A 21,232-nucleotide genomic window follows, 5' to 3' on the forward strand; every position below is an offset into this window, starting at 1 on the left:
ATCGATCGGGCCGCAGCCGTCGGCACCGTCGGTAAGGCTGTGCGGGATGACCGCTGCCCTGTCCGCCCGTGCCGTCTCCAAGCGCTATGGCGCGACGACCGCGCTCGACGCCGTCGACGTCACGGTGGCGGCGGGCGAGCTGGTCGGCCTGCTCGGGCCCAACGGGGCGGGCAAGTCGACGCTGGTGAAGATCGCCTGCGGCTTGGTCCGGCCGACCGCCGGAGAGGTGACCGTCGCGGGCGCGCCCGCCGGCAGCCGGGCGGCGCGCGCGTCGCTCGGCTACCTCGCGGAGCTGTTCCGCTTCCCCGGCTGGGCGAGCGCCGACGAGGTGCTCGTGCTGCACCAGCGCCTGGCCCGCTCCGACGGCGGGGCCGCGGAGCGCGCGGCGCTGCTGGCGCGGGTCGGCCTCGACGGCGAGGGCGAGCGCCGCGTGGAGACGATGAGCAAGGGCATGCAGCAGCGGCTCGGGATCGCCCAGGCGCTGATCGGCGAGCCGCGGCTCGTGCTGCTCGACGAGCCGACGAGCGCGCTCGACCCGGGCGGCCGGCGGACGGTGCGCGACCTGCTCCTCGGGCTGCGCGACCAGGGCGTCGGCGTGCTGCTGAACTCCCATCTGCTGAGCGAGGTCGAGCTCGTCTGCGACCGGGTCGTGATCGTCGACCGCGGCCGCGTCGTGACGGAGGGACGGCCGGACGACCTGACCGCGCCCGGCGGCGTCGAGGTCGAGACCTCCGAAGGCGTGCGGCGCCTGCCCGACGCGCGCCGCGAGGACATTCCGCGGATCGTCCGCGAGCTGGTCGCCGCCGGCGCCGAGGTCTACGGCGTGCGCGTCGTCAGCGGAACGCTCGAGGACGCCTACCTCGCCGCCGTCGTGGGGCGCGACGGATGAGCGACGCGATCACGATCGCCGGTCATGCGCTGCGAGAGGCGGTCCGCCGGCGTGTGCTGCTCGTCGTCGCGCTGCTGACCGCGGTCTTCCTCGGCCTCTACGCGCTGGCCGCGTTCGAGGCGTTCGCCTCGCTGGAGCGGACGAGCGGCGGGCCCGCCGGCATCGTCCCGATCGACGAGCGGGCGCTGGCGGGCGGGACGCTGCTGGGCCTGGCGATGTTCGTCGCGCTCTTCCTCGGCGTGGTGCTGGCGATCTTCCTGACGCTCGGAGCGGTCCGCGGCGACGCCGAGCGCGGCCTGCTGCAGCCGCTCGTCGTGCGTCCGGTGGGGCGCACGACGTTGCTGACCGGACGGCTGCTCGCCGCCTCCGCCGTCTGCGCGCCGTACGTCGTGATCGTCTTCCTCGCCGCGGCGCTGATCACACGGGCCGCCGGCGACTTCACGCCCGCTTCGCACGTCGTCCCCGCCGCCGGCCTGGCGCTCGCGGTCGTCACCGTCGTGGCGATCTCGCTGCTCGGCTCGACGGTGCTCGGGACGACCGCCAACGGCATCGCGATCTTCATGGTCTTCGCGACCGGCCTCACCGCCGGCCTGCTGGGCCAGATCGGCGACGGGCTCGACATCGAGGGCTTGAAGACCGCGAGCTCGATCATCTCGTGGCTCGTCCCGTTCGAGGCGCTCTACCAGAACGGCCTCTACGCGTTGACCTCGGACATCGGCGGCGCGGCCGGCGTGATCGTGCAGCTGGGCCCGTTCGGCGGCGCGAGCGACATCAGCGCCGCGATCTGGCCGTGGGCGGTCGCCTGGTCGGCAGCGGCGGTGGCGGTCGCGGCGCTGGCGTTCAAGCGCCGCGACCTCTGAGCAGCGGAACCACGGCAGAGTCTTGTAGGGGAACCCCGCTCACTAGACTCCCGCCACGCAGCGGACGAGCTTCAGCGAGATGGCCTGTTCGATCGCGCGCACGCTCGACGTGATCGGAGACAGGCGTCCGCGCTACGAGTACCACCTGACCACGAGGGGAACCGAGCTGGTCGACCTGCTGATGGGGATGACCAGCTGGGGCCGGCGACGTCGGCGAGGCCGAGGTCTCGGTGAACGTTTCACCCGGTCCGGGCGATGCCGCGGCCACCGAGATGCGCTTCGATTGGCGTTCGTGGCGTCACAGCATCGATTCGGAGGAGGTGACCGCATGAGCCGGCGACGCTTGGCGGCGATCGGTGCGCTGTCGTTCGGCGCCGCCGGGCTGGTGCTCGCGGTCGTCGTCGCGGTGGTGGAGTTCCCGCGCGGCCTGATCGCGCTGGCGTGCGTGACGATCGCGGTCGTGGCCGCGTGGCACGGCGTCCTGCGAACCGGGGCGATCCGCGTCGCCGGGCTGCTGATCGGCCTGATCGGACTCGGCGCCGCGCTCGCCCTCGTCGTCTCCGACGGCGCGATCGAGGAGATTCTCGTCGTCGCGCTGCTCGTGATCGGCCTGGCGCTCGCGCGCAGCGCGTTCGAGGTCCGCGTGCGGCTCCCGTCGCAGCCGGCGCCGCAGCGGCCCGTGCTGTTCTACAACCCGAAGTCGGGCGGCGGGAAGGCGGAGCGGTTCGCGCTCGCGGACGAGGCGCGGGCGCGCGGGATCGAGCCGATCGAGCTCGGAGCGCCCGACTGGGATCTCGAGCGGCTGGTGCGCGACGCGGTCGCGGCCGGCGCCGACGGGCTCGCGATGGCCGGCGGCGACGGGTCGCAGGCGATCGTCGCGATGGTCGCCGCAGAGTACGACCTCCCCTACGCGTGCATCCCCGCCGGCACCCGCAACCACTTCGCGCTCGACCTCGGCGTCGACCGCGACGACGTCGTCGGAGCGCTCGACGCGTTCGTGCGCGGCGGCGAGCGTCGCGTCGACCTGGCCGAGGTCAACGGCCGCGTGTTCGTCAACAACGTCTCGCTCGGCCTCTACGCCGAGGCGGTCCAGAGAACGGGCTACCGCGACGCGAAGCTGCGCACGCTGCTCGACACGGTGCCGGAGGTGGTCGGACCGCAGGGCCGTGGCCTCGACCTGCGCTGGACGGGACCGGGCGGACACGAGCACTCGGCGGGCGCCGTCATCCTCGTCTCCAACAACCGCTACCGGCTCGGCCGCGCGATCGGCTCCGGGACGCGCCCCTGCATCGACGACGGGCTGCTCGGGATCACGGTCGCGGGGGCGCCGGCCGGTCGCGCCCAGTCGCGGCACCTTCCGCAGCGACCGCTGCGCGAATGGGCGGCGCCGTCGTTCGCCGTCGCGGCCGACCACCCCGTCCCGGCGGGCATCGACGGCGAGGCCGTGCAGCTCGACCCGCCGCTGCGCTTCCACGTCCGTCCGGGGGTGCTGCGCGTGCGTGTCGCGCCGCAGCATCCGGGCGCCTCCCCTTCTGCCGCGCTGCCCGACGGGCTCGCGCGGAGCGCCCGCGCGCTCGCCCGCCTCGCGGCCGGCGGCGAGCTCACGCCGATGTCAGCCCACGCACGCCTTCCAGCCCACCAGATCGACACGACGACCAGGGAGCCCTGATGGACATCTTCTCCGTAGAGCAGAAGGAGCGCGTCGGCCGCGAAGAGGCCGCGGCGCGACTGCGCAGACTCGCCGACATGCTCGCCCGTCACAACGACGTCGAGTTCGAACGCGGCGGCCTGCGCTTCAACGTGCACGTCCCCGACGAGGTCAACCTCAAGATCGAGCTCGAGTTGGAGAGCGACGAGAGCGAGCTGGAGATAGAGCTGACCTGGTGACGGCCGGGGCGCTCACGGTCGTTCAGACGGTGGGCGCCCGCGAGGCGCGCTCGTCCTCGCCGAGCACGAGGATGCCGCGGCGAACGTGGACGCAGAGTCGTTCACCGGCTGATCCGGCGGCCCGCACCGCCTCATTCCGATCGGACCTCGCCCTCGGCCTGTACGTATGCGCGCACGACGTCTTCGAGTCGCGTGACGCGGCTGCCCTTCACAAGCGCCGCGTCACGCGGGCCCATCGTCCGCAGCAAGGCGACGGCCTCGTCAACACCCATCACGCGCGTCTCGCCGTAGAGCCCGGTCTCGTATCCGACCACGTCGATCCCGAGTTCCTCCGCCAGCAGGGCGATCCGGCGATGCTCGGACTCGCTCTGCTCCCCCAGCTCGGCCATCAGGCCGAGGACTGCCAGCTTGCGCTCGCTCGGCAACGCGGCCAGCGAGCGCACCGCCGCCTCGGCGGACGCCGGGTTCGCGTTGAAGCAGTCGACGACCAAGCGGGGACCGCCGCGAATGTGACGGAGTTCCATGCGCAGGGGTGGGCCCTGGCTCTCTTCCAGCGCCGCGGCGACGGTCTCGATCGGGACCCCGCACCAGAGCGCGACCGTCGCCGCGGCCAGCGCGTTCGGGATCTGCTGGGCGCCGTGCAGCGCCAGCCGGACCTCGGTCCGCCCCCACGGCGACGACAGGCGGAACCGTGCACGCAGGTCACGGTCGAGCGCGATGTCGTCGGCCCGCACATCGGCGTCGGCGCCCACCGCATACCCGAGCACGGGAGACGCGCTGAGCGACGCCATCGCGCGGACCCGGGGGTCGTCGAAGTTCAAGACCGCGAGGCCGGACGCCGGCAGGGCGGCCGGCAGCTCGCCCTTGGCGCGGGCGACGCCGTCGAGGTCACCGAAGTACTCCACGTGAGCCATCTCGACGCTGGTCACGACGCCGACGTCGGGACGTGCGACGTCGGCCAGCCGCTTGATGTCTCCCACACGCCGGGCCCCCATCTCGAGGACCGCCCATCGTGCAGCGTCCGACGCGTTGAGGAGCGTCAGCGGGAGGCCGAGCTCGTTGTTGAAGGAGCGCTCGCTCGCGGCGGTGCAGAACGTCGACGCCAGACAGCCGGCCAGGAGATCCTTGGTGGTGGTCTTGCCGACCGACCCTGTGATGCCGATCGCGCCGCCGACCCGACCGCGCGCCGCCGACCCGAGGCGCAACAGCGCGGCGGCGGTGTCGCGGACGCGGATGGCGGTCCCGCCGGCCGGCTCCTGCGCGGTGAGGTAGGCCGGCGCGCCAGCGTCGAACGCTGCCGAGATGAAGGCATGGCCGTCGCGCTCGGCCACGATCGGGACGTAGAGCTGCCCAGGGCGGATCGTCCGCGAGTCGATGCTCGCCCCGTCGACGCTGACGTCTGGCCCGACCAGCTCACCGCCCAGATCGGCTGCCAGCTCAACCGTCGAGAAGCGCATGCGCCTCACCCCGCCCGACGACGGAGAAGTCGAAGTAGGTGTCTGGATACGGTTCGTCTGCGAGCGTGTAATGCCACCACTCGCGCTCGTATGCGTGGAAACCGCAGGTGTCCATCAGCCCGCGGAGGGACCGTCGGTTGCTTGTTTCGACCGCCGTGATTGTGCTCGCCTCGTGATGAGAGGCCGCGTCCATCAGGTCAAAGTCACCACCCATGCGAGCAAGCTCACCGGTGGCGAGGCGGTAGAGCGTCAAGTCGACGGTGCTGCCCCGAGTGTGGGCCGACTTCACAGCCACATACCCCTGCTCGAACATCTCGGCCTTGCTGATGTTCGGGTGGTGGCGGCGCTTCGTGCGGACCTCCTCCGGCTGTTGCGCCCAGCGCAGAAAGCAATCCACGGCGCGTTGCGGCCGATAGCCGTCCCACAGCAGCAGGCCGAAGCCGAGCGATGCGGCTTCCTCGCGGGCTCGTCGCAGCGCTGCGCACAGCGCTCTCGTGCCGACGATGCGGTTGGCCAGATATCCGTCGACCGGCTTGCCGGTGAAGTTGTCCCATGTCGCGTACTTCGCGTCCCACCGTATTCCGGACACAAGCTCGTCGACGAAGGCGAAGTCGTCGTTCATCGTCCTCTCCCGGCCAGAGCCAGTGTCACGATTCGGTCGATCACTTCGCCAAGCGGCAGTCCGGCGGCCGCCATCATCCGCGGGTAGCGGCTGTAGGACGTCATTCCGGGCAGCGTGTTGACCTCGTTGAGGACCACGTGACCATCGTCTTTCAGGAACATGTCAACCCGCGCGAGCCCCCTACAGCCCAGCGCGCGATATACGGCCTTCGCCGTCTCCCGCACGCGCGAGCGAGCCGCTTCAGGGATGTCGGCGGGAACGGTGACGGTCGAGTTGTCGGAGCCGCGTTCCGGCGCGTCCTCCTGATGGATCCTGAAGAAGCCGTGCGAGAGTGCGATCTGATCGACCTCGCCGACGAACAGATCGCGATCGTCGCCCAAGACGGCACATCCGATCTCGCTGCCGGGCACCGCCTCCTCGATCAGCACCTTCGAGTCGTACTTCATCGCGGCCTGCACCGCGCTCGACAGCTCGTCTCTGCGTGACGCCCTGGTGACACCGAACGACGAGCCCGAGCGGGCCGGCTTCACGAAGACGGGATAGGTGAGCCGGTCGGGATCGACGTGCTCGTTCGCCGTCACGGTCCAGAACTTCGGCGTCGCGATCCCGGCGTCTCTGGCGACCATGTACGCCAGCGACTTGTCCATGCACAGGGCGGAGCTCTGGATGTCGCAGCCCGCATAGGGGATGCCGGCGAGCTCCAGCAGGCCCTGCATCGCACCGTCTTCGCCGAGCTTGCCGTGCAGGACGGGCAGCACCAGGTCGAGCGCGACCGTCTCGTAGCGTCCCTGCTCGAGGACGAGCAACCCGTGCGCGCTCCGGTCCGGTGACAGGACGGCGGGCCGGCAGCGGCTGTTCGCCCAGTCTGCGTCGGGGCCGTCACAGAGCTTCCAGGCACCGCTGGTCGTGATCCCGATGAAGAACGGTTCGTACCTCGCGAGATCGAGGTGACGCGCGACCTCCCGCGCCGATTTGACGGAGATCGGATGCTCTTCGGAGCAGCCGCCGAAGATGATCCCGATCCTCAACTTATCCATGTCGCTCCCTGCTGACGAAGGTCAGGCAGTTGGTCAGTGAATTCTCGACGGTGTCGTTCAGGGCGTGCTCGGTGTAGTAGGCGGTGTGTGGACTGATCAGCACGTTCGGCAGCCTGTGCAGGCGCAGCAGCAGCTGGCTTTCGACGGGCTTATCGCGGCAGTCGGCGTAGAAGATCCCTTCCTCCCCCTCGAGCACGTCCAGCGCCGCGCCGTCCAGTCGGCCGCACTCCAACGCCGAGACGAGCGCCTCGGTGTCGAGCAGCGCGCCGCGTCCGGTGTTGACGATCACCGCGCCGCGCTTCATCCGTTCGATGCGGTGGCGATCGAGCAGATGGTGCGTTGCCGCGGTGAGCGGCGTGTGGAGCGTGACGATGTCGCTGTGCTCGATCAGCGCATCGAGCGTTACGTACTCGCCGGCAGCGGTTGTGGGCCGCGTGTCATACGCGAGCACCCGGCAGCCGAATCCTCGCAGCCGGTCGATCACCGCGTGGCCGATGCGTCCCGTTCCGATCACCCCGACGGTCAGGTCGCGCAGCTCCTTCCCGCGCACGTCGTTCAAGCTGTAGTCGTGAACGTCCGTCCGCCTGATGACGGATTTGGCATGTCGCACCGCCATCAGCATCAGCATCAGCGTGTAATCGGCAACGCTGTCGGGTGAGTAGGCGACGGTTGCCACGGTGATGCCGACCGCCTCCGCGTAACTCACGTCGATGTGGTCGTATCCGACGCTGCGCGTGGAGATGTACGTCACGCCGGCCTTGCTGAGCGCGAGCAGCGTGGCGTTCGTGACGTGCGTCTTGTGACCGATGCTGACGCAGCGGTTCCCGCGCGCCAGGCCGATGTTGCCTTCGGCTGCCGCTGCCGCGGTGATCGTCGGCACGACGCCGAGGCGAGGCGCCATCTCACGGAAGCGGGTGGCCTCGTCCGGCCCGCACCCGTAGATCGTCACGCCCACGCTTGGTCCGGCAGAAGCGGACGAGGACGCCGGCGATCGAGTCCGGCGGGCCATGGTTGGTGCTGGTTCGATGCGGATCATGCGCTCAGTCAACGCACGGGGGTGTTGCCGGCGCGTATGCGGTTTTCGATACGTCGGCGATATGCGCCAGCTCGTAGCATCGAACTGTGCGCGTGCTGATCGTCGAGGACGAGCCCTACATGGCGGAAGCGATCCGCGACGGCCTGCGCCTGGAGGCGATCGCGGCGGACATCGCAGGCGACGGCGACACCGCGCTGGCGCTGCTGAGCGTCAACACCTATGAGATCGCCGTGCTCGACCGCGACATCCCCGGCCCGTCCGGTGACGAGATCGCCAAACGCATCATCGCGTCAGGCAGCGGCATGCCGATCCTCATGCTCACCGCCGCCGGCCACCTCGACGACAAGGCCACCGGATTCGAGCTCGGCGCCGACGACTACCTCACCAAGCCCTTCGAACTCCAGGAGCTCGTGCTGCGACTGCGCGCGCTCGACCGCCGGCGCGCCCACCACAGGCCGCCCGTGCGAGAGATCGCCGGTCTGCGGCTGGATCCGTTCCGCCGCGAGGTCTACCGCGACGGCCGCTACGTCGCGCTGACGCGCAAGCAGTTCGCCGTGCTCGAAGTCCTCATCGCGGCCGAAGGCGGTGTCGTGAGCCCCGAAGAGCTCCTGCAACGGGCGTGGGACGAGAACGCGGACCCGTTCACCAACGCCGTGCGCATCACGGTCTCGGCACTGCGCAGACGCCTCGGTGAACCCTCGATCATCGCCACCGTGGCCGGCGCCGGCTACCGCATCGACAGCGGGCGCGGGGAAGGTGACCGTGGATAGGCTCCCCGGCCTGAGCGTCCGCCTCAAACTCACCCTCAGCTACGCCGGCTTCCTGATGCTCGCCGGCGCCCTGTTGCTCGCGGTCGTGTGGGTGTTCCTGCTGCGCTACGTGCCCGAACGCGTGTTCCTCCTGGGACCCGGCGGCATGCCCGGTCCGTTCGTTCCCAACCGCTCCGATCTGCTGGACGCCTTCGCGCCGAAGGCGGCGATCGCGCTGGCGGCCCTGCTGGTGTTCGGTCTCGTGGGAGGGTGGATTCTCGCCGGCCAGATGCTCACCCCTCTGGCTCGCATCACCGAGGCGACACGCATGGCCACAAACGGATCGCTCTCTCACCGAATCCGGCTGCGTGGCCGTAGAGACGAGTTTCGCGAGCTCGCCGACGCCTTCGACGCGATGCTCGCGCGGCTCGAAGCGCAGGTCGCCGAACAGCAGCGGTTCGCCGCCAATGCCTCCCACGAGCTGCGCACCCCGCTGGCGGTCACGCAGACGCTGCTCGACGTGGCCCGCAAGGATCCCAATCGCGACAACGGCGAGCTCGTCGAACGTCTCCACGCGGTCAACACCCGAGCGATCGACCTCACCGAGGCGCTGCTGCTGCTCAGCCGTGCAGACCAGCGGACATTCATCCGAGAGCACGTCGACCTGTCCCTCATCGCCGAAGAAGCCGCCGAGACGCTGCTCCCCCTCGCAGAAGGACGCGGCGTCACCATCGAGGCCGCCGGCGACGTCACTCCGACGACCGGCTCACCGGCCCTCCTGCTGCAGATGGCGACGAACCTCGTGCACAACGCGATCGTGCACAACCTGTCAGAGCACGGCACCGTATGGATCACGACCCGCGTTCATCCGGGAAGCGTCCTGCTCACGGTCGAGAACACCGGCGAGCAGCTCACCCCGCAGCTGATCGCCACGCTTGTCGAACCGTTTCAGCGCGGAAGCAGACGCACACGGACCGACCACGCAGGCGTCGGGCTCGGCCTGGCGATCGTCAAGAGCATCGCCCAAGCGCACGACGGAATCCTCACGCTCGATCCCCGCGCCGGTGGCGGCCTCCGCGTCACGGTGCAACTCCCCGCCGCGCCGCCGCACGCGACGGATGACCGCCGGATGAACGTCAACACCCGCACGCCGTGATCTCCGCTGCGCAGCACCTGGAACGGCGCCCCGTCTACGAGCAGGTCGCCGACGCGCTCGGTGAGGCGATCCTCAGCGGGGAGATGGTCCCGGGCAGCGCGCTGCCGCCCGAGCGCGAGCTGTGCGCGCACTTCGGCGTCGGCCGCACGACGATCCGCGAGGCGCTGCGCGCGCTGCAGACCAGAGGCCTGGCTGTCGTGACCGGCCCGACGTCGCCGCTGCGGGTCGTCGCACCCGACGCGTTGACGACCGAACCGCTGCGCGAGACGCTCGTGCACCTGCTGCGACTCGGACGTGTGCCGCTCGACGACCTCATCGGCCTCGGCGCGACGCTCGAGGGCGCGGGCGCCGAGCAGGCCGCAAACAGCGACCCGCAGCCCGACCTCACAGCCGCGCACGATCAGATCACGGCCATGCGCGCGGCGGGCGCGGACGTCGAGGCGTTCGAGCGCGCCGACATCCGCTTCCACCTCGAGTTGGTGCGGGCCTCCGGCAGCGAGTCGCTGACGATCGTGATGCTGGCCGTGCGAGACACGGTGTCCAAAGCGTTGTTGTCGCGTCTGAAGTCACTCACCGACCCGCGCCCGACGCTCGCCCAGTTGATCGCCGAGCACGAGGGCATCCTGCGGGCCGTCCGCGACGGCGACGGCGAGACCGCGCGGCGGCTGTCCGGCGAGCACTTGCTGCGCTTCTACGACGACTCCGGCGATCGGGGCTGCGGATCGCTGCCGGGCCCGAGGGCGGCGACGACGTCGTAGCGCGCGGCGGGATCCTTGCCGTCCACGACGAGGTCGATCGCCGATTCCACGTGGTCGCTGCTTCCGGCAGCCAGCATGATCACGACGCCGCCCAGGATCGCTGCGACGAGCGCGCCGGCGGTTGACCGGAAGGCGGAGCGTCTTCATCATCGCTTCATCCGCATCCCGGAAGACTGCGACGCCATGACCAGACGACGCCTCATCACCACGGGCCTGCTCGCCGCGTCGGTCGCGGCCGCCGCCCTCCTCCCCGGCGCCGCCTCCGCGGCCGCGCCGACCGACCCGCAGGCCGCGCAGCAGGAGCCGCTGCGGCTGATGCACGTCCCCGAAGCGCTGGACTCGATCGCGCGCCCGCTCGCCGACGTGCCGGTGCTGGTCGCCGACACCGGCCTCGACCTCGACCACCCGGACATCGCACCGCGGCTGTTCTCGCTGCCCGCGGCGGTCCCGGCGCCGAACCCCGACGGAGTCGGCGACCCCGGCACCGTCGCGGCCGGCAGCTCGGGCTGGGACCTGATCGGCACGACCCACCACGGCGCGCTGAGACCGGATGCCGACCCGAGCGACCCCGACGGCTACAGCGGCCACGGGACGGCGGTCGCCGGCCTGCTCGGCGCCGCCTGGAACAACGGCCAGGGCGGTGCCGGTGTCGCACCGAACGCCCGCTTCGTCGCGCTGCGCACCTGCTGGGACGGCGACGAGTGCTACCAGTACGTGCAGGCGGCGGCGATCGACTGGGCGGCCGATCGCGGCACCCGCGTCGCCAGCTTCAGCTGGTTGTCCGGACCGCTGGAGGACTCGCTCAGAACGGCGATCCTCAGCCACCCGAACATGCTCTTCGTGACGATCCCGTCCGGCAACGGCGGCGCCTACGACGCCGACGGCGAGTCGCCGCAGCCGTGCGGCCTCGACGCGGCGAACGTGCTCTGCGTCTCGACGTCGGCGCCGAACGACGGGCTCGACTGCGGCGCCTACGGGCCGAGATCGGTCGACGTCGCGGTGCCGACGCAGAACAGCATCACGACGACCAACGGCGGTGGCTTCGGCCCGACCGCCTGCGCGACCAGCTACGCGGCGCCGACGGCCGCCGGGCTCGCCACGATCCTGTTCGGGATCGACCCGACGGCAAGCGCCGCCGACGTGCGCGCGGCGATCGTCGACGGCGCGCGCAGATCGCCGGCCTGGGCCGGCAAGTCGGTCAGCGGCGGGATCGCCGACGCGCAGGCCGCCGTGACGCTCTTCCAGCAGCGCCGCGGGATCGCGCCCGCGACGCCGCCGCCCGGCACGCCGGCGCCGAGACCGACCCCGCAGCCGGTGCCGGCCCCGGCGCCGCAGCGCGACAGAGTCCGCCCGACGATCACCGTCAGAGTGAACAGAGTCGGCACCTCGCTGACGTTCAGACTGTCGGAGCCGGCGAAGGTGCGGCTCGTCTTCGAGCGCCGCACGAGAGGCCGCAAGACCGCCGGCGGCAGATGCACGCCGGGGAAGCGCATCGGCCGCAGCTGCACGATCTCCGTGGTCGAGGGCGAATGGGCGCCGAACGTGCTCCAGCCGGCGAAGGGCCGGCGGATCGACCTCAACCGCCTGCGCAAGCCCAACGGCCAGCGGATGCTGCAGCGCGGCAGACGCTACAGCGTCACCGTCACCGCGACAGACGCGGCCGGCAACCGCTCGTGGTTCGCGGTCGGCTTCACGAAGACGCGATGAACATGGCGGCCCCGCTCCCCGGCCTCGCGGCAGGCCGCCGCCGGCTCGCCGACGGCGGCGCCGCGCGGCCGCCGGCCCTCACCCCGCGATGACGCCGGCTTCGACCGCAGGCGCGGCGTAGGCGGCGGCGAGCGAGGCGACCGTCTCGTGGGCGTTGAGGCCGCTCGGGTTGGGGACCACCCACAGCGCCGCGCCCGACCACCGCTCCGCGCCCTCGGGCGTGTCCGGCTGGCGGCCCGGAGCGGCGGTGCGGACGCCGAAGGCGTGGCGGTAGGCGGTGATGCCGGCGATCGCGACGACCGCCGGCCGGTGCTCGGCGACGAACCGCAGCAGCCGCTCGCTGCCCTCGCGCAGCTCCGCGCGCGACAGCTCGTCGGCCCGCGCCGTCGCCCGCCGCACGAGGTTGGTGATCCCGATCCTCCGCGCCACGACGGCCGCCCGGTCGGCGTCGGTCATCCCGGTGCCGCGGTCGATCTCGCGGTCGATGATCCCGGCCGCCGTCAGCGCCGGGTAGAAGCGGTTGCCGGGATGCGCGAAGTGCGTTCTGACCGCCGCGGTCCACAGGCCGGGGTTGATCCCGACGAACAGCAGCCTCAGCCCCGGGCCGACGAGGTCGTCGACCTCCCTGTCCCGGAACGCCTCCAGCTCCGCACGCGTGAACCCCATGCCCGGCATCCTGCCCGAGCGCAGCCGCGGCCGTCGCGACCCTCGGCAACCGACTTCCTGAGACCGTAAGCTGGTCCGATGAACATCCGACCGCTCGTCGCCGTCGCCACAGCGGCCGCCGGGATCGGCGCGCTGCTCGCCGCGCCCGGCATCGCCTTCGGCCAGGGGCTCAGAAGCAGCCCCGAGTACAAGACGCTCCCGCCGTCCGCGAACGCCGGCTACTTCCTCGGCCACCCGCTGCCCACGTACAGCTGGCACGGCTGCACCGTGACGGCGAGCCGCGTGCCGCTGCGGGCCCTCCAGCGTCCGCTCGCCGGCGAGCCGAGAGCCGGCAGAGGCACCAAGCCCGGCACGGTGAGATTCACGACGACCGTCGGGGCGCCGTACGTCTCCTGGGAGGTCAAGAAGGGCTGGACGATCTGCGGCGTGCAGGCGAGCGCGGTGCTGAGCAACCCCGACGTCGACGCCGACCTGCTGGCCGCGATCGGCTACCGCTCCGGAGCCGCGAGCGGCTCGACGGCGACCGGCACCGGCGTGGAGACCCTGCGCGTGCCAATCCCGAGAAGAGCGATCGACCGCGGCGAGTACGAGAGATACGAGGGCAAGGTCTTCGCGATCCGCGAGATCCGCAGCATCACGGTATTCGTCAAGAGAGCCCGCTGAGCGCGCAGCGCCGGCGCCACCTCAGATGCGGGCGAACCGGCCTCGCAGAACCGCTCGCACGCGTATGGCGACCGGCGCCGCATGAGCGCGACGCTGCTGCGCGGTGCCCGGGTGATCACGATGACGCCGGGGCGCCCCGACGTGGAGCGACTCGACGTGCTCGTCGTCGGCGACCGGATCGTGGCGGTCGGAGAGGGTCTGAGCGCAGCGGGCGCGAGCCGCTTCGACCTGGCCGGCCGCATCGTCTTGCCGGGACTCGTCAACGCGCATCTGCACACGTGGCAGACGCCGCTGCGCTCGCTCGGAGCGGACTGGGGCCTGGCCGAGTACCTCAGCAGGATCCATCAGGGAGCCGCGCAGCGGTTCACGCCGGACGACATCCATGTCGCGACGCTCGCGGGTGCGCTGAACCAGATCGACTGCGGGACGACGACGCTCGGTGACTGGAGCAACAACCTGCCCACTCCCGCACACACGGACGCGGCCGTGGACGCGATCGCACGCGCCGAGATCCGCGCCGTCTTCCTCCACGGCGGACCGCGGCGCGCCGCCGAGGTGCCGCACGCCGTCGCCGAGGTCGACCGCTTGCTCGACGTTGCGCGCAGCCACCGGCTGTTGACGATCGGGATGGCGATCAACGGGCCGCAGGCGTCGACCCCGGAGGTCGCGGTGAACGACTTCGCAGCCGCCGCGGAGCGGGGCATCATCGTCTCGATGCATCAGAGCGGCGACCGACCCAAGCCCGGGTGGGACGCCGTGCGCGCGGCAGGGCTGCTCGGCCCACGCACCAACGTCGTTCACGGCGCCGGCTTGACCGACGACTGGGTCGCCAGGCTCGTGGAGGCCGGAGCGTCGTTCACCGCCACGCCCGAGAACGAGTTGAGCCAGGGACATGGCTCGCCGATCACCGGGCGGCTGCTGCGCCGCGGCGCAGCTCCCTCGCTCGGAACCGACACGGAGGCCGTCGTCGGCGGCGCGATCATGACCGCCGCTCGCATCGCCCTCGCTCACCAGCGCAACCTCGACAACGAGCCGACTCCACGCCTCGCCGCCCCGATCACCAGTAGACAGGCGCTTACATGGGCGACGACCGAAGGCGCCAAGGCGCTCGGCCTCGCCGATCGGATCGGCCGGATCGAGCCGGGCATGCAAGCCGACCTCATCGCCGTCGACGCGCGCAGACTGAGCCTGCTGCCCGCGCACGACGCGATCGCCACAGCGCTTCGAGCCGCCGCCGGCGACATCGAGGCGATGATGATCGCGGGCCGCTGGCGCAAGCGCGACCACAGGATCCTGGACGTCGACCTCGACGCGCTCGGCCAACGGCTGCGGACGACCGGCGAGCGCGTCCTCGAAGCGGCCGAACGGCGCGCGCGCTGACCGCGAGCGCGCAGCGGTCGACCCGCGGGCGCCTGGGGCCGCGGCCACCGCTCACGGCCGCCGGCTCGCACGGAAGATCGCCGCCATGTCCTCGGCGCCGTGCCCCTCCTCGATCGCCGAGCGCGCACGCGCGATCACGAGGTCGAGCATCGGCGCCACCAGCTCCGTCTCGCCGGCTGCCAGCTCGCGAGCCAGGCCCGCGTCCTTCGGGACGAGCGCCAGCGGGAAGAAGGGATCGAAGGCGCGGTCGCGCATGGCGGCGCCCTTCGACTGGGCGTATGGCAGGTCGAGCGGCCCGTCCTCGATCGCCTCCAGGAAGCGCGTCGGGTCCAGACCCGCGGTCTCGGCCAGCGCGACCGTCTCCGCCAGCGCCTCCAGCAGCGTCAGCAGCCACGTCTGCACGACGAGCTTGAGGCGCATGCCCGCACCGACGTCGCCGGCCCAGTGGATCCGTCTGCCGATCTTGCGCAGCAACGGCTCCGCGAGCGCGCGGACCGCCTCGTCCGCGCCCGCGAGCACGATCAGCTCACCCCGCTCGGCCGGCACGCGGCTGCCGGAGACCGGGGCGTCGACCAGCGAGACCGCCGACGCGGCGACGGCGGCGGCGAGCCGCTCCGTCGACGCGATCCCGATCGTCCCCATCTGGACCAGCAGCGCGCCGGGCCGCATCGCGGCGAGCGCGCCGCCGTCGAGCAGCACCCGCTCGGTGACCGGCCCGTCGGCGAGCAGCGAGACGACCGCGTCGGCACCGGCGACCGCGTCGGTCAGCCGCTCGCGCGCGCGCAGGCCGTGGCGCTCCAGCTCCACGGCCTTCGCATGGGTGCGGTTCCAGACGGTGACCTCGCACCCTCTGCGCCTCAGGTTGACCGCGACCGGCGAGCCGAGCAGCCCGGTGCCGAGCACCGTCACGCGCGGGACGTCGCGTGCGCTCATCCCGCTGCCCCGCTCACGTCAGCGCACCGATGTCGGCGTGCGCCTCGTTGGGCGGCTGCAGGACGTTGGCACCCTCGGCGAACGACGTGCCGTTGAAGTACTTCGTGCCGGTGATCAGCAGCTCCTGCGCCGGGAAGCGCGTCAGCAGCCGGCAGCCGTCCGCCGTCACGAGCACCTCCTCCTCGATCCGCGCCGCCGACAGGCCGTCGGTGCCCGGCCAGTAGGTCTCCAGCGCGAAGACCATGTTCTCCTCCAGCTCGATCGGGTGCTCGAAGGAGTGGTAGCGGCTCATCAGCGGCTGCTCCCAGACGCTGAGCCCGATGCCGTGGCAGTACTGCAGCCCGAACGCCTCCTCCTCGTTGGCGAAGCCGAACTCCTGCGCCGCCGGGAAGTGGCGCACGATGTCCGCCGAGGAGGCGCCCGGACGCACCTCGGCCAGGGCGGCGTCCATGTGGTAGCGGGCGCGCTTGTAGGCGTCGCGCTGCACCGCCGTCGCCCCGCCGACGTTGAGGCAGCGGTAGTAGCACGTCCGATAGCCCATGAACGAGTGGATGATGTCGTAGTAGGCCATGTCGCCCGGACGGATGACGCGGTCGGAGAAGACGTGCGGATGCGGGCTGCAGCGCTCGCCCGAGATCGCGTTGACCGCCTCGACCTCCTCGGATCCGAGGTTGTAGAGCACCGAGTTGATCACGGCGACCATCTCGCTCTCCTTCACGCCGACGTGCATCGAGCGGTAGAGCTCGTCGTAGGCGGCGTCGACCATCGCGGCGGCGTGCTCCAGCAGCGCGATCTCGTCGACCGACTTGATCCGCCGCGCCTGCTGCATCAGCTCCTGGCCGTTGCGCACCTCCAGACCCTCGGCCTCGAGCGCCTTCAGGACCGGGATCTCGACCACGTCGATGCCGATCGGCTCGCCGGCCAGGCCGCGCTCGCGCAGGATGTCGGCGATCCGTCTCGCGTTGCCGCGCTCGACGCCGACCTCCTCCGGGATCGAGCCGCGCCACGTGGACACGCCGGCGCGCCAGTTCTCCGGCGAGATCCAGGGGTTGAACATCTGGTGGTTCTTGGCCGAGGAGCCGATGTCCCACAGGATCGGCTCCTCCCCGCGCGTGATCAGCACCGGGCGAAACAGCTTGTCCCGCGCCCAGTTGCCGATGTGCGTCGCGGTGGTGTACCGGACGTTGTTCATGTCGAACAGCAGCAGCGCTCCGAGCTCGGAGCGCTCCAGCTGCTCCATCGCGCGGGCCATCCGGTAGCTGCGCAGGCGCTCGAAGTCGACCCGGCTCTCCCAGTCGACGCCCATCACGGCGCCCTGCGACGCGATCGGCGTGAACTTGCGAGGCAGGGCCTCCGGTGTGGGCCCTCCGACGTGTGTGTGCATGGTGTGTCCCCAGCTCGTCTCAGATTGGTGCGTCGACGCCGATCAGGCGCCGCGCCGCGTCCCACTGCTCCTGTGGGAGCCGCAGGTAGTGCGGGTAGTCCGCGTGCTCGAAGGCCGGCACGCCGCGCCCGAGAGCGGTGCGCGCGACGACCGCGGTCGGCTTGCCGGGCGTGATCCGGTCCCGCCGCAGCGCCGTCTGCAGCGCCGCCACGTCATGGCCGTCGACGGCGACGACCTCGCTGCCGAACGCCGCGAGCTTGTCCGCGACCGGCTCGAGCGAGACGACCTCCTCGGTCGAGCCGTCGACCTGCCGTCTGTTGCGGTCGAGCACGATCGTGAGGTTGTCGAGCCCGTGGTGAGCGGCCGACAGCAGCGCCTCCCACGTCTGCCCCTCCTGCAGCTCTCCGTCGGAGATCATGCAGTAGACGTGCGTGGGGCGCCCCTGCAGCCGCGCGCCGAGCGCGAGCCCGACCGCCTGCGAGAGGCCCTGGGCGAGCGACCCGCCGGTGATCTCGAAGCCGGGCAGCCCCTCCAGCGGGCTCTCCTCGATGCGCGATCCGTCCATGCCGTACGTCTCCAGTTCGGCAGGGTCGTAGAGACCCCGCTCCAGCTGCACGGCGTAGAGCGTCAGCGCGTAGTGGCCGGGCGAGAGCACGAAGCGGTCGTGGTCCTCCTGGGGCCCCTCGAGGCGCATCGCGTCGAAGAACAGGCAGCTCATGATCTCCGCCGTGCCGAGCGCCTGGCCGACATAGCCCTGGCCGCGGCCGGCCGCGATCCGTATGGCGTGCGCGCGCAGGCGCGCGGCGCACGTGCGGAGCTGGTCGATGGAAGCGCCGGTCATCGGACCGTCCCCCGCGTGTCGAGTGCCAGTGCGGCGAGTCCCGCGGCGTCGAGCCCGAGCTGCTCGCGGATGTACGGCAGGCGGCCGCTCGGCGGCCAGACGTCGGGCACGCCGGTCCTCACGACGCGCGTGCCCAGCCCACCGCCGGCGGCGACGCCCGCGACGGCCTCGCCGAGACCGCCGACCGTCGAGGCGTTCTCGACGGTGACGACGACGCGGTGGCGCTCGCAGAAGGCGCCGACCGCCTCGTGGTCCAGCGGCTTGATCGTCGGGACGTGCAGATGCGCGCTCTCGACGCCTCGCGCGTGCAGTTCCGCGCGCGCTTCGATCACCCATTGCGTCGCCAGGCCGCTGGAGAGGAACGCCACCTCGCCCTCCGGCTCCAGCTCGACCGCGCGGCCGAGCGCGAAGCGCTCGTCGCCCCGGGGCCGGCTCAACGCCGGCTGGCTCCCGCGGTACGCGCGCACGTAGAGCGGCCCGTCCGCCTCGCCGGCCGCGCGCAGCGCGCCGTGCAGGTCGACGGCGTCAGCCGGGTCGACGACCGTCATCGTCGGCACTGCGCGCATGAGCGCGACGTCGTCGATCGCCTGGTGGGTGGCGCGGAACGGCGTGCTGATGCCTGGCATGCACCCGACCAGCGCCACGCGGGTGGGCCCGGTCGCCAGCGACATCGCGACCTGGTCGTAGGCGCGACGCGCGATGAAGACGCCGTAGGTGACCACGATCGGCAGCAGGCCGGACTTCGCCAGCCCGGCTGCGGCGCCGATGATGTTCGCTTCCGACATGCCCATCTGCAGGAGCCGGTCGGGGAACGCCTGGCCGAACGCGCCGACGTCGACGTAGCGCCCCAGGTCTCCGATCAGCACGACGATCCGGTCGTCCTCTCGGCCGCGGCGCAGGAGCGAGTCGCCGAAGGCGACGGGGCCGGCCGCGGTGGACAGACCAGACATCATCGGGCCGCCGGTCGGCCGGGCGGTGGGTACGCGGGGGGAATCAAGAACAGCTCCTCGAAGTGGTGAAGCGGGACGGTGCGGCCGAGCGGCCGCGGACTGAGGTGGTGCAGGCGCTCGGTCATCGCGCGGTGTATCCGCCGTCGATGTGAAGCTCCGCGCCGGTGACGAACCGCGCCTCGTCGCTCGCGAGGTAGACGACGCCGTGAGCGATGTCGAGCTCTTCTCCCATCCGTCCCATCGGCGTGCGCGCCACCACCTCCGCGCGGACGGCGGCGTCCTGCATCGTGATCAGCGGCGTGCGGATGATCCCGGGATGGACGGAGTTCACGCGCACCCCGGTTGCGGCGTGGGTGACGGCGGCGTTCTTGGTCATGTCGCGGACGGCGGCCTTGGTCGCGTGATAGGCGGCCGCACCGGGGACCGCCACCGTGCCCCAGATCGACGACAGGTTGACGATCGCACCGCCGCCGGCGGCGACCATGCCCGGGATCGTCGCGCGCATCGCCAACATGACCGCGGTCTGGTTGATCGCCACCACGCGGTCCCAGTCGATGAACTCGAGGTCGTCGATCGGCGGGTAGCGAAGGGCGCCGGGGTTGTTGACGAGCACCGTGGGGAGGTCGGCGGCCGTTTCCGTGCGCGCCACGCAGCGGTCCCAGAGCGCGGGGTCGGCGACCTCGCCGCGCACGAAGGCGACGTCGCCGTCGAAGGGCGTGCCGGGCTCGTCACGGTCGATCACGGTGACCGCGGCCCCTTCCGCGACGAACCGCTCGACGATCGCGCGGCCGATGCCGCGCGACCCGCCGGTGACGATCGCCGCCTTGCCTTGGAGCTTCATGACGCGCACGTCCTCCGGGTCAGGGGGCCTCGACGCCCCAGTCGACGACCAGCGGCTGGCCTTCGTCGACCCAGCGGCGGAAGGCCGCCCGGTCGCCGCCCTCATGGATCTCGATCCGGATGCCGTCCGGCTGGCGGTAGTACGCCCAGCCGATGAGCGCCTCTTCGCGGCCGTCGATCCGGTTCGCGTACTCGAGCTCGTAGCCGGCCGTCTCCAGCTGCCGCGCGGCGGCCTCCATGTCGTCTGCCCAATAGCCGATGTGGTGCAGACGGGCCTGGCCGTCGGTGACCTCCCACGGCGATCCCGGCGCGCCCTCGAACAGCTCCACCCACGGCTTCGACCCGCTGCCGTAGCGCCCGCGGCCGCGGATGTGCTTGGTCCCGCCCTCGGCCCGGGGTGCGGTCACGACGTGGTCGATCTCGACGGGGCTGGACCACTGCGTGCCGAACATGAGGCTGAAGCGCTCTCTCCACGCGTCGAGATCGGGGACCGCGATGCAGATGTGCGAGATCTCCCAGTCCTTCGGGACGGTGCTGAGGTCGGCTGCGTTCATGGGTCGCTCCTCCTTGGTCTGGCGTGTGGTGGTCGGTGAGCCGGGCGCGCGTCGCGGCTGTCGCCTACGCGAAGATCAATCCGCTGTCGACGATCAGCGACTGCCCGGTGATGCTGTTGGCGCGCGGGCCGATCAGGAACTCGACGGCGTCCGCGATGTCGTCCGAGGTCTGGTTGCGCCGCAGCGAGGTGCCCTCGGCGATCGAGTCGAAGACCGCGTCGGGATCGTCGGTGTCCTGCGCCTCGGCGCTCCACATCGCGGTCTTTATCGCGCCCGGGCAGACCGCGTTGGCGCGGATCCCGTCCGGGCCGAGCTCGCGCGCGAGCGTGCGCGTCAGCCCGATCACCGCATGCTTGGACGCGACGTAGTTGGCGAACTTGGGGAAGCCGTCGCGGCCGGCGATCGAGGCGATGTTCACGATCGCCCCGCGCCCGCGCGGTCTCATCGCCCGCGCCGCGGCGCGGCAGACCAGGAACGTGCCGCGCGCGTTGACCGTCAGCACGGCGTCCCACTGCTCGACCGTCATGTCGACGAACGGCGTCGCCGCGACGATGCCGGCGTTGTTGACGACGCCGTAGAGGCCGCCGAGCCGCTCGTCGGCGTAGCGCACGGCCTCCTCGCACGACTGCTCGCTCGTGACGTCGAGTCGCAGCGCGTGCGCCTCGCCGCCGTCGTCGCGGATCCTCTGCGCGACCAGCTCGGCCGTGTCGGCGTCGATGTCGGTGACGAGCACCGCGTAGCCGGTCGCGGCCAGCCGCTCGGCGATCGTGGCGCCGAGGCCGCGACCCGCGCCGGTGACGAGCACCGCTTCTTGTTCGGACATGGATCTACCTTTCCGTAGTGAGAGTGCTTGCAGCAACGGC

22 protein-coding genes are annotated in these 21,232 nt (G+C 71.6%); 10 read left to right on the forward strand and 12 right to left on the reverse strand.

The genetic code is table 11. From position 1 onward, the window contains the following. Positions 1-46 precede the first annotated feature (46 nt). The 4 genes from Q7L65_RS04115 (at position 47) to Q7L65_RS04130 (ending at position 3,636) form a co-directional block, all read left to right on the forward strand. Positions 47-889 (forward strand): ABC transporter ATP-binding protein, encoded by an 843-nt coding sequence (locus tag Q7L65_RS04115; RefSeq protein WP_304718974.1) that lies wholly within the window; start codon positions 47-49, stop codon positions 887-889. Then, positions 886-1,749: an ABC transporter permease gene (locus Q7L65_RS04120; RefSeq protein WP_304718975.1), complete on the forward strand. Its 864-nt coding sequence runs from the start codon at positions 886-888 to the stop codon at positions 1,747-1,749. The genes Q7L65_RS04115 and Q7L65_RS04120 overlap by 4 nt, the downstream gene beginning before the upstream one ends. A 328-nt stretch (positions 1,750-2,077) precedes the next feature. Beyond that, positions 2,078-3,418, forward strand: a complete 1,341-nt coding sequence (locus tag Q7L65_RS04125; protein ID WP_304718976.1) for a diacylglycerol kinase family protein — start codon at positions 2,078-2,080, stop codon at positions 3,416-3,418. Further along, the gene (locus Q7L65_RS04130; RefSeq protein WP_304718977.1) at positions 3,418-3,636 is read left to right on the forward strand and encodes an amphi-Trp domain-containing protein; all 219 of its coding nucleotides are present in this window, start codon (positions 3,418-3,420) and stop codon (positions 3,634-3,636) included. Before Q7L65_RS04125 ends, Q7L65_RS04130 begins: the two co-directional genes overlap by 1 nt. A 131-nt stretch (positions 3,637-3,767) precedes the next feature. Here the strand turns inward: Q7L65_RS04130 and murF are convergent, their stop codons facing one another. The 4 genes from murF to Q7L65_RS04150 are packed head-to-tail and all read right to left on the reverse strand — an operon-like array spanning position 3,768 to position 7,653. Next, entirely contained in the window at positions 3,768-5,093 is a 1,326-nt protein-coding gene (gene murF / locus Q7L65_RS04135; protein WP_304718978.1) for a UDP-N-acetylmuramoyl-tripeptide--D-alanyl-D-alanine ligase, read from the reverse strand. Then, positions 5,074-5,715, reverse strand: a complete 642-nt coding sequence (gene vanX, locus Q7L65_RS04140) for a D-Ala-D-Ala dipeptidase VanX (RefSeq protein WP_304718979.1) — start codon at positions 5,713-5,715, stop codon at positions 5,074-5,076. Before vanX ends, murF begins: the two co-directional genes overlap by 20 nt. Then, positions 5,712-6,752: a D-alanine--(R)-lactate ligase gene (gene vanA, locus Q7L65_RS04145; RefSeq protein ID WP_304718980.1), complete on the reverse strand. Its 1,041-nt coding sequence runs from the start codon at positions 6,750-6,752 to the stop codon at positions 5,712-5,714. The genes vanX and vanA overlap by 4 nt, the downstream gene beginning before the upstream one ends. Next, positions 6,745-7,653 carry an NAD(P)-dependent oxidoreductase gene (locus tag Q7L65_RS04150; protein WP_370552518.1) on the reverse strand — a complete coding sequence of 303 codons (909 nt, stop codon included), beginning with the start codon at positions 7,651-7,653 and terminating at the stop codon, positions 6,745-6,747. The genes vanA and Q7L65_RS04150 overlap by 8 nt, the downstream gene beginning before the upstream one ends. A 221-nt stretch (positions 7,654-7,874) precedes the next feature. On the opposite strand from Q7L65_RS04150, the gene Q7L65_RS04155 reads away from it, so the two are divergent. The 4 genes from Q7L65_RS04155 (at position 7,875) to Q7L65_RS04170 (ending at position 12,158) form a co-directional block, all read left to right on the forward strand. Continuing rightward, the gene (locus tag Q7L65_RS04155; RefSeq protein ID WP_304718981.1) at positions 7,875-8,558 is read left to right on the forward strand and encodes a response regulator transcription factor; all 684 of its coding nucleotides are present in this window, start codon (positions 7,875-7,877) and stop codon (positions 8,556-8,558) included. Beyond that, positions 8,551-9,693, forward strand: coding sequence for a HAMP domain-containing sensor histidine kinase (locus Q7L65_RS04160; protein ID WP_304718982.1), 1,143 nt, complete (start codon positions 8,551-8,553; stop codon positions 9,691-9,693). The genes Q7L65_RS04155 and Q7L65_RS04160 overlap by 8 nt, the downstream gene beginning before the upstream one ends. Then, the gene (locus Q7L65_RS04165) at positions 9,690-10,451 is read left to right on the forward strand and encodes a FadR/GntR family transcriptional regulator (RefSeq protein ID WP_304718983.1); all 762 of its coding nucleotides are present in this window, start codon (positions 9,690-9,692) and stop codon (positions 10,449-10,451) included. Before Q7L65_RS04160 ends, Q7L65_RS04165 begins: the two co-directional genes overlap by 4 nt. 183 nt (positions 10,452-10,634) lie before the next feature. Continuing rightward, complete coding sequence (locus Q7L65_RS04170; RefSeq protein ID WP_304718984.1) at positions 10,635-12,158, forward strand: S8 family serine peptidase; 1,524 nt, start codon at positions 10,635-10,637, stop codon at positions 12,156-12,158. Between the two features lie 78 nt (positions 12,159-12,236). On the opposite strand, the gene Q7L65_RS04175 is transcribed toward Q7L65_RS04170, so the two are convergent. Next, entirely contained in the window at positions 12,237-12,824 is a 588-nt protein-coding gene (locus tag Q7L65_RS04175) for a mismatch-specific DNA-glycosylase (protein WP_304718985.1), read from the reverse strand. A 78-nt stretch (positions 12,825-12,902) separates the two neighbouring features. Between Q7L65_RS04175 and Q7L65_RS04180 the strand changes: the two genes are divergently transcribed. Together Q7L65_RS04180 and Q7L65_RS04185 are read left to right on the forward strand one after the other, a co-directional pair. Continuing rightward, positions 12,903-13,487 carry a hypothetical protein gene (locus Q7L65_RS04180; protein WP_304718986.1) on the forward strand — a complete coding sequence of 195 codons (585 nt, stop codon included), beginning with the start codon at positions 12,903-12,905 and terminating at the stop codon, positions 13,485-13,487. 81 nt (positions 13,488-13,568) lie between these two features. After that, the gene (locus tag Q7L65_RS04185) at positions 13,569-14,867 is read left to right on the forward strand and encodes an amidohydrolase family protein (protein ID WP_304718988.1); all 1,299 of its coding nucleotides are present in this window, start codon (positions 13,569-13,571) and stop codon (positions 14,865-14,867) included. Positions 14,868-14,918: 51 nt separating this feature from the next. Here Q7L65_RS04185 and Q7L65_RS04190 read toward each other — a convergent pair whose 3' ends face one another. The 7 genes from Q7L65_RS04190 to Q7L65_RS04220 all read right to left on the reverse strand — a co-directional run bounded on the left by Q7L65_RS04190 (position 14,919) and on the right by Q7L65_RS04220 (position 21,192). Further along, the gene (locus Q7L65_RS04190; RefSeq protein WP_304718989.1) at positions 14,919-15,800 is read right to left on the reverse strand and encodes an NAD(P)-dependent oxidoreductase; all 882 of its coding nucleotides are present in this window, start codon (positions 15,798-15,800) and stop codon (positions 14,919-14,921) included. Positions 15,801-15,813: 13 nt separating this feature from the next. Next, complete coding sequence (locus tag Q7L65_RS04195) at positions 15,814-17,106, reverse strand: M24 family metallopeptidase (RefSeq protein WP_370552519.1); 1,293 nt, start codon at positions 17,104-17,106, stop codon at positions 15,814-15,816. Positions 17,107-17,203: 97 nt separating this feature from the next. Then, complete coding sequence (locus tag Q7L65_RS04200) at positions 17,204-18,025, reverse strand: transketolase (RefSeq protein WP_304718991.1); 822 nt, start codon at positions 18,023-18,025, stop codon at positions 17,204-17,206. After that, positions 18,022-18,978, reverse strand: coding sequence for a transketolase family protein (locus Q7L65_RS04205; protein WP_304718992.1), 957 nt, complete (start codon positions 18,976-18,978; stop codon positions 18,022-18,024). The genes Q7L65_RS04200 and Q7L65_RS04205 overlap by 4 nt, the downstream gene beginning before the upstream one ends. A gap of 118 nt (positions 18,979-19,096) precedes the next feature. Beyond that, positions 19,097-19,816 carry an SDR family NAD(P)-dependent oxidoreductase gene (locus tag Q7L65_RS04210; protein ID WP_304718994.1) on the reverse strand — a complete coding sequence of 240 codons (720 nt, stop codon included), beginning with the start codon at positions 19,814-19,816 and terminating at the stop codon, positions 19,097-19,099. A gap of 19 nt (positions 19,817-19,835) precedes the next feature. Next, positions 19,836-20,369: a VOC family protein gene (locus tag Q7L65_RS04215; RefSeq protein ID WP_304718995.1), complete on the reverse strand. Its 534-nt coding sequence runs from the start codon at positions 20,367-20,369 to the stop codon at positions 19,836-19,838. Positions 20,370-20,433: 64 nt separating this feature from the next. Then, on the reverse strand, positions 20,434-21,192 hold the full coding sequence (locus Q7L65_RS04220) for an SDR family NAD(P)-dependent oxidoreductase (protein ID WP_304718996.1): 759 nt from the start codon (positions 21,190-21,192) through the stop codon (positions 20,434-20,436). Between the last annotated feature and the right edge of the window lie 40 nt (positions 21,193-21,232).

Source organism: Conexibacter sp. CPCC 206217, from assembly GCF_030646165.1.
GTDB lineage: Bacteria > Actinomycetota > Thermoleophilia > Solirubrobacterales > Solirubrobacteraceae > Conexibacter.

Excerpts from the sequence above, each read along its gene's own strand:
- Q7L65_RS04115 (WP_304718974.1), top strand. The coding sequence starts at position 47 with ATGACCGCTGCCCTGTCCGCCCGTGCCGTCTCCAAGCGCTATGGCGCG.
- Q7L65_RS04120 (WP_304718975.1), top strand. The coding sequence starts at position 886 with ATGAGCGACGCGATCACGATCGCCGGTCATGCGCTGCGAGAGGCGGTC.
- Q7L65_RS04125 (WP_304718976.1), top strand. The coding sequence starts at position 2,078 with ATGAGCCGGCGACGCTTGGCGGCGATCGGTGCGCTGTCGTTCGGCGCC.
- Q7L65_RS04130 (WP_304718977.1), top strand. The coding sequence starts at position 3,418 with ATGGACATCTTCTCCGTAGAGCAGAAGGAGCGCGTCGGCCGCGAAGAG.
- murF (WP_304718978.1), bottom strand. The coding sequence starts at position 5,093 with ATGCGCTTCTCGACGGTTGAGCTGGCAGCCGATCTGGGCGGTGAGCTG.
- vanX (WP_304718979.1), bottom strand. The coding sequence starts at position 5,715 with ATGAACGACGACTTCGCCTTCGTCGACGAGCTTGTGTCCGGAATACGG.
- vanA (WP_304718980.1), bottom strand. The coding sequence starts at position 6,752 with ATGGATAAGTTGAGGATCGGGATCATCTTCGGCGGCTGCTCCGAAGAG.
- Q7L65_RS04150 (WP_370552518.1), bottom strand. The coding sequence starts at position 7,653 with ATGGCGCCTCGCCTCGGCGTCGTGCCGACGATCACCGCGGCAGCGGCA.
- Q7L65_RS04170 (WP_304718984.1), top strand. The coding sequence starts at position 10,635 with ATGACCAGACGACGCCTCATCACCACGGGCCTGCTCGCCGCGTCGGTC.
- Q7L65_RS04175 (WP_304718985.1), bottom strand. The coding sequence starts at position 12,824 with ATGGGGTTCACGCGTGCGGAGCTGGAGGCGTTCCGGGACAGGGAGGTC.
- Q7L65_RS04180 (WP_304718986.1), top strand. The coding sequence starts at position 12,903 with ATGAACATCCGACCGCTCGTCGCCGTCGCCACAGCGGCCGCCGGGATC.
- Q7L65_RS04185 (WP_304718988.1), top strand. The coding sequence starts at position 13,569 with ATGAGCGCGACGCTGCTGCGCGGTGCCCGGGTGATCACGATGACGCCG.
- Q7L65_RS04190 (WP_304718989.1), bottom strand. The coding sequence starts at position 15,800 with ATGAGCGCACGCGACGTCCCGCGCGTGACGGTGCTCGGCACCGGGCTG.
- Q7L65_RS04195 (WP_370552519.1), bottom strand. The coding sequence starts at position 17,106 with ATGGGCGTCGACTGGGAGAGCCGGGTCGACTTCGAGCGCCTGCGCAGC.
- Q7L65_RS04200 (WP_304718991.1), bottom strand. The coding sequence starts at position 18,025 with ATGACCGGCGCTTCCATCGACCAGCTCCGCACGTGCGCCGCGCGCCTG.
- Q7L65_RS04205 (WP_304718992.1), bottom strand. The coding sequence starts at position 18,978 with ATGATGTCTGGTCTGTCCACCGCGGCCGGCCCCGTCGCCTTCGGCGAC.
- Q7L65_RS04210 (WP_304718994.1), bottom strand. The coding sequence starts at position 19,816 with ATGAAGCTCCAAGGCAAGGCGGCGATCGTCACCGGCGGGTCGCGCGGC.
- Q7L65_RS04215 (WP_304718995.1), bottom strand. The coding sequence starts at position 20,369 with ATGAACGCAGCCGACCTCAGCACCGTCCCGAAGGACTGGGAGATCTCG.
- Q7L65_RS04220 (WP_304718996.1), bottom strand. The coding sequence starts at position 21,192 with ATGTCCGAACAAGAAGCGGTGCTCGTCACCGGCGCGGGTCGCGGCCTC.